The 1,248-nt window shown below is 69.8% G+C and carries 2 protein-coding genes; one reads left to right on the forward strand and one right to left on the reverse strand.

Annotation, left to right across the window (positions count from 1 at the left end):
* A partial coding sequence (locus RT456_RS16610; protein ID WP_313348162.1) for a LysR family transcriptional regulator occupies window positions 1-406 on the reverse strand: 406 nt, incomplete at its 3' end.
* Between the two features lie 97 nt (window positions 407-503).
* Between RT456_RS16610 and RT456_RS16615 the strand changes: the two genes are divergently transcribed.
* Window positions 504-1,142 carry an NAD(P)H-binding protein gene (locus RT456_RS16615; RefSeq protein ID WP_313348164.1) on the forward strand — a complete coding sequence of 213 codons (639 nt, stop codon included), beginning with the start codon at window positions 504-506 and terminating at the stop codon, window positions 1,140-1,142.
* The last annotated feature ends 106 nt before the right edge of the window (window positions 1,143-1,248 follow it).

Genomic DNA, 1,248 nt, shown 5'->3' on the forward strand with positions numbered 1-1,248 from the left:
CGACCAGGTTCACCACACGGTCCACCAGCAGCAGCTCCACCCGCGTGAGCGGATGGCGCCGCACGAACTCCGCCACCGCCGCCGCCAGGTGCAGCTGCCCGAACGACACACTGGCGGTGACCCGCAGCAGCCCATGCGGCTCGGGGTTGTCACTGGCCACTTCGCCCTGCAGTTCAGCGCCGATCGCCAGCATCTGCCGGAACCGCAGCAGCGCGGCCTCGCCCGGACCGGTCAGGCTGATCCGCCGGGTGGTCCGGTGCAGCAGGCGGGCGCCCAGCCAGCCTTCCACCTCGGCCAGGTAGCGCGTCACCATCGCCCGCGACATGTCCAGCGCCTCCGCGGCCGCAGTCAGGCTGCCGCGCTCGGCCACCTCGACAAACACGTTCATGGCGGTAAGACGGTCCATTTGATCGATCCGCGCAACAAATTAGGCCGTTATACGCGGTTTTTCGTCCGGTTTCAGGCGCATAAGCTGGCCTTCCTCCCTCAACGGACCTCGCCACATGAAGATCGCCCTCATCGGTGCCACCGGCAACATCGGCCGTGAAATCACCCGCCAGGCCCTCGCCCGCGGCCACCAGGTCACGGCCGTCGTGCGCCGTGACACCGGCCTGCCCACTGAACTGGACGGCGCCACCCTGGCCGTGGCCGCCTTGGACGACACCGACGCACTGGCGGCGGTGATTGCCGGCCACGACGTCCTGGCCAGCGCCTTCGGCCCCCGCCCGGGCGACGACCCGTCCACGGTCACCACCGTGACCGCCGCGCTGGTGAAGGCGGCGCGCCTGGCGGGCGTTCCGCGCTTCCTGATGGTCGGCGGTGCGGGCACCCTGGAAGTCGCTCCCGGTGTGCAGCTGGTCGACACCGACGGCTTCCCCGACGCCTACAAGCCGGTTGCCCTGGCCGCCCGCAAGGCGTTCAACCTGCTGCAGAAGGTCGACGACCTGGACTGGACGTTCTACTCGCCCGCCGCCGAGATCGGCCCCGGCCCGCAGAAGGGCGGCTTCCGCACCCAGGCCAGGCAGTTCCTGGTGGGCGCCGATGGCCACAGCCGGATCAGCTACGCCGATTACGCCGATGCGTTCGTCAGCGAAATCGAGACGCCGCAGTACGTGCGAACGATTGCGACCGTGGCGTATTGATTGTTGGCGGCAACGCGCGGCTTGGGGCGTAGAGCCACGCCCTGCGTGGCCGCGCGATGCCTGACCGTAGCGCCACGCCCTGCGTGGCTGCGCGATGCCTGACCGT

The organism is Stenotrophomonas sp. (genome assembly GCF_032099025.1).
Classification (GTDB): domain Bacteria; phylum Pseudomonadota; class Gammaproteobacteria; order Xanthomonadales; family Xanthomonadaceae; genus Stenotrophomonas.